Annotated in this window: 4 protein-coding genes and 1 pseudogene; 1 reads left to right on the forward strand and 4 read right to left on the reverse strand. The window is 72.3% G+C overall.

What is annotated here, in order from left to right; all coding sequences use genetic code 11:
- The 4 genes and pseudogenes from ACWGI8_RS41740 to ACWGI8_RS41755 form a co-directional block, all read right to left on the reverse strand.
- A partial coding sequence (locus tag ACWGI8_RS41740; RefSeq protein ID WP_453668677.1) for a hypothetical protein occupies window positions 1–731 on the reverse strand: 731 nt, incomplete at its 3' end.
- Between the two features lie 220 nt (window positions 732–951).
- A pseudogene (locus ACWGI8_RS41745) lies at window positions 952–1,167 on the reverse strand (GTP-binding protein); the annotation flags it as partial.
- 74 nt (window positions 1,168–1,241) lie between these two features.
- Window positions 1,242–2,117, reverse strand: coding sequence for a class II fructose-bisphosphate aldolase (locus ACWGI8_RS41750; RefSeq protein WP_453668678.1), 876 nt, complete (start codon window positions 2,115–2,117; stop codon window positions 1,242–1,244).
- Window positions 2,118–2,120: 3 nt separating this feature from the next.
- A complete protein-coding gene (locus ACWGI8_RS41755; RefSeq protein ID WP_453668679.1) occupies window positions 2,121–3,005 on the reverse strand; it encodes an SIS domain-containing protein in 885 nt (294 codons plus the stop codon).
- Window positions 3,006–3,134: 129 nt separating this feature from the next.
- On the opposite strand from ACWGI8_RS41755, the gene ACWGI8_RS41760 reads away from it, so the two are divergent.
- On the forward strand, window positions 3,135–3,456 hold a 322-nt coding region (locus ACWGI8_RS41760; RefSeq protein WP_453668680.1), incomplete at its 3' end, for a DeoR family transcriptional regulator.

A 3,456-nucleotide genomic window follows, 5' to 3' on the forward strand; every position in this document is an offset into this window, starting at 1 on the left:
AGTTTGCCCATCTGCCGGCCGTGCAGGTCCTCCGGCAGCTGCGACTTCTCCGGCTCGAGCAGATTGAGCGTGAAGAACACGATCACGTTCCTGCCCTCCCTCACCGCCGTGAAATGCACGGGCATCCGCGTCCCCTGGGCCGTTCCGGTCATCGCCCAGGCGACCGACTCGTCGCCGCCCTCCGGTGCCTTCTCGCTCTTCACTTCGACGTACTTGATGGTGGACCCGTCGGCGTTCCCGGACGTCGAGAAGCCGCCGCCGCATGCGTCGAGGGCCTTGCGGACGCCCGCGAGCGTCTGCTGGGCGCCGTCCCCCTCGTAGGAGAAGAGACTCACGGTCACGGTGAGGCCCGGTGTGCCGCTCGACAGGAAGGAACGGTTCGCCCAGTCGGCGGCCTCGGGCGTGCGGGCGGTACCGGCCGCGGTCATGTCGGCGAGGGCTCGGCAGTCTTCGCGGTCGGCCTTGGGACGCCGGCTCGGCGGGCTGTTCTCCTGGGCCTGGTACGACGGGACTTCGGCCTGGGTGACCAATGCCGTCCGCAGCGCGTCGGCGCGCAGGACGACCGAGCCGGCGCCGCCCTTGTGTCCATCGGGCGCGGGCATGCCCGACGCACCGGAAGGCCCCGGGGAGCCCGGCTTCCCGGGAGAGCCGGTGCAGCCGGTCAGGAGTGCGGCGGCCACGGCGCCGGCGAGCGCGAGCGCGCCGCTGCGCCGGAGGGCCGGAAGAGTCATGAGTGGCATGGGAATCCTGTCGGTTCGGTACGGCGGCGGGCGGCTCGCGGCTCCCGGCGTCACAGGCGTCCGTACCATCAAGCGCACCCAGCCGCCCGCGGATCACGGGTGGCGTGGAAAGTGTGTCGCGGATCACGGCGTGTCGCCGGGAGGGCCCTGCGTGGTTCGGCCGTGTCGGGACTGGCCTGCACTGGGGGTTCGCCCGGGGGCCGCACGCGCTTCACCGGACCCGTCTCACCACGCGCAGCAGGTACTCCTTGCGGTCGAGCGGGTTGAGGTCCGTACGCGGCCTGACCGGGACCGTGCCGCTGACCGGCGCGTACCGCTCGAAGACGCGGTCAAGGACGCCCTCACCGCGCGTCAGCCCCGGCACCTGCTGTTCCAGGGCGTGCACCCGGTCCGCCGGAATCTCACCCTCCAGCGCGCACGACGATTGTCCCGGCACTCCAGCAGACGGCCGGCCGGGCACGCAACCGAATTCGGGCCAGGGCCTGGCCGGTGGATCAGGCCCTAACCCACCGGGACCACCGGTTCTCCCGCCCGCAGGACGCCGATCATCCGGGTGACCGTCTCGGCCATCGCCCGCCGCCCGACCGAGAGGTAGCTGCGGGAGTCCACCGCGTCGGCGTTGGCGGCCAGGTACTCACGGATGGCGCCGGTCATCGCGAGGTTCAGCGCCGTCCCGATGTTGACCTTCGCGATCCCTCCCGTCACGGCCGCGGACAGCTCTCCGTCGGGCACACCCGAGGAACCGTGCAGCACCAGCGGCACCTCCAGGGTCCCGGACAGCCGTGCCAGCAGCCCGTGGTCGAGCGCGGCCGTGCGGGACGTCATGGCGTGCGAGCTGCCGATCGCGACGGCGAGGGCGTCCACACCGGACGCCGCCACGAACTCCCGTGCCTCGTCCGGGTCGGTGCGGGCACCCGGAGCGTGGGCGTCCAGCGGCGGAGCGCCGTCCTTGCCGCCGACCTCGCCCAGTTCGGCCTCGATCCAGAGGCCGTTGGCATGTGCCCAGTCGGCCGCGGTGCGGGTCGCGGCGAGATTCTCCTCGTAGGGCAGGTGTGCCGCGTCGTACATCACGGAGCTGAACCCGGCGTCGGCGGCCTGCCGCAGCAGCTGCCCGCTCTTGACGTGGTCGAGGTGGAGGGCGACGGGTACGGCGGCCCCCTGGGCCGCCTCGGCGGCGGCCCGTGCCAGCGGGCGGACCCGCCCGTAGCGGAACTTCACCGCGTTCTCACTGATCTGCAGGACGACCGGGGAGCCGGCGGCCTCCGCCCCTGCGACGACGGCTTCGGCGTGCTCCAGCGTGATGATGTTGAACGCGGCCACGGCGCGGCCTTCCGCGGCGGCCTCGGCGACCAGGGTCGCGGTATCGGTGAGCGGCATCGGTCAGGCTCCGGCGAGGATGACGGACCGGGCGAGGTGACGCGGGCGGTCCGGGTCCATGCCGCGTGCCTCGGCGACGGCGACGGCGAGGCGCTGCGCCCGCACCAGCTCGGCCAGCGGATCGAGGCCGCCTGCCACCCACATCCCGCCGGTGGCGTGCACCTCGTCGGCCAGGCCTGACGGTGCGTCACCGATCATCCAGGTGGCCGTGCCCCGTGTCGTGATGCTGATCGGCCCGTGCCGGTACTCCATCGCGGGGTACGCCTCGGTCCAGGACGTGGACGCCTCCCGCATCTTGAGTGCCGCCTCGTTGGCGAGTCCCACCGTCCAGCCGCGGCCGAGGAAGGTGAACTGGGAGCAGCCGGTCAGCCATTCGGGGAGCGGCTCGGCCAGCGCGTCGCGGACGTCGTCCACGACGGCGTCGGTGTGCAGTCCGAGGTGCGCGCGCAGCAGGGTGAGGGCGGAGGTGGCGAACCGCGTCTGGACCACGGACCGTTCGTCGGCGAAGTCGAGGACGACGACCTCGTCGGCGGCGGTCATCACGGGCGTGGCGGGGTCGGCGGTGATGGCGGTGGTACGGGTGCGGCCGCGCAGCCGCGCGAGGAGTTCGAGCACCTCGGTGGTGGTGCCGGAGCGGGTGAGCGCGACGACCCGGTCGTAGCGGCGGCCGTCCGGGAACTCGGAGGCCGCGAACGCATCCGACTCGCCCTGCCCCGCGCCTTCGCGCAGTGCGGCCGCCGCCTGACTCATGAAGAGGGAGGTCCCGCAGCCGACGAACGCCACCCGCTCGCCCGCCGCCGGAAGCACTCCGACCTGGCCCGCGGCGAGTTCCGCGGCCCGTTCCCAACACTCCGGCTGGCTCGCCAGCTCGTTCGCGACATGACTCATGTCCATCCTCACCCTTCGACTGGATGCGTGTTTCTGCAAGATAGCGCTTGGTTTCAATCATCTTCAAGCATTGCGAGGGCGCGGTGTGCGCTAAGGTCGCCTTCGAACATTCGATGAAGGGAGCTGCGGATGTCCCGCGACGCCCGCTGGAAGGCGCTGCTCGAGCTGCTGGTCGAGCAGGGCCGGCTGGACGTCGAGGAGGCCGCGGCGGCACTGGACGTCTCGGCCGCGACCATCCGGCGCGATTTCGACCAGCTCGCCGAGCAGCAGATGCTCGTACGCACCCGCGGTGGTGCGGTCGTGCACGGCGTCTCGTACGAGCTGCCGCTGCGCTACAAGACGTCCCGGCGCGCGGCGGAGAAGCGGCGCATCAGCGCGGCGGTCGCCGGGCTCATCTCGCCCGGCGAGGCGGTCGGCTTCACCGGTGGCACCACGACGACCGAGGTCGCCC

This window comes from Streptomyces sp. NPDC054841 (assembly GCF_053611045.1).